This is a genomic window from Bartonella capreoli (assembly GCF_902813205.1).
Classification (GTDB): domain Bacteria; phylum Pseudomonadota; class Alphaproteobacteria; order Rhizobiales; family Rhizobiaceae; genus Bartonella; species Bartonella schoenbuchensis.
Window position 1 is genome coordinate 1 of record NZ_CADDZX010000066.1, and the last position, 873, is coordinate 873.

The window sequence follows — 873 nt, forward strand, 5'->3', positions numbered from 1 at the left end:
TTCTTAAGCATAGCGGCCGGCTCTACTGACTAATCCAAAATCGCTTTGGTTGTCGGATTTTCTAACTACCGTATCATTTAAATAACCCTTGCAAAAATACTAAAAACTTGTCACTTGTGCTAAAGAAAAGTGTTCTCACCCACATGAGCAGTATTAATGAACTTCGTTAACTTAATATATTAGCTACCAATAAGAATAAGCACTATGGCGTGAGCATTAAGCTTTCTTATCTTTACTGCGATAGAAAGCATTCCCGGTTTGAGATAAATAAAAAATATATCAAAAATATTTGGGTTTATTATCTAACATTTTCATGTTGGTTCTAACTTAAAAAATTCCTCTACAATTTTTTAAATTCTTATCGGATTGCATCAAAGCATGGATTGATAGCGTTGATTTATTCGATTTTTTCCATTTTCTAGAGTTAGCTTAACGGCAAAACAGCTATCCAACCCATTATGCAATTTGCAGATGCTGATCATGTAAATCCATTGGGTAGAGAGCAAAGAGAGAAAGACCGCCCCACCACCACGCACAATCAAAATATCACGGTGCATGTCAATGGCGCGCGTGATCCCGTTGCCACGGGGCGTACAGTAAGTCATGCCATTCAACGCGCACGCGCCAATGCTCTGCATGGGGGAACAGAATAAGGGAAAGAACAAAAGGAGGGGAGGGAGGCAATGAGAGATCCTTTGATGATGTTAGGTCCGCATCAATTTTATGTGGACTGGCTGAATTTCCAATCCTTTGAGGAAGAGTTTTCTGCCTCATGGGTTTGTATGGAGCGTTTTGGTAAGGCACCCAGTTTGCAATTTACCGGCTATGGCAATGATGCAAAAACTATTCATGGCGTGTTGTTTCCAGAAGAAT

2 protein-coding genes are annotated in these 873 nt (G+C 39.9%); both read left to right on the top strand.

The genetic code is table 11. The features are described from left to right. The first annotated feature begins 458 nt into the window (after positions 1 to 458). Positions 459 to 653, top strand: a complete 195-nt coding sequence (locus J7R05_RS09365; protein ID WP_246468264.1) for a hypothetical protein — start codon at positions 459 to 461, stop codon at positions 651 to 653. A gap of 30 nt (positions 654 to 683) precedes the next feature. Next, on the top strand, positions 684 to 873 hold a 190-nt coding region (locus tag J7R05_RS07315), incomplete at its 3' end, for a phage tail protein (protein ID WP_208541773.1).

Bases quoted from the DNA above. Each gene is read 5' to 3' on its own strand.
- J7R05_RS09365 (WP_246468264.1), top strand. From the start codon at position 459: ATGCAATTTGCAGATGCTGATCATGTAAATCCATTGGGTAGAGAGCAA.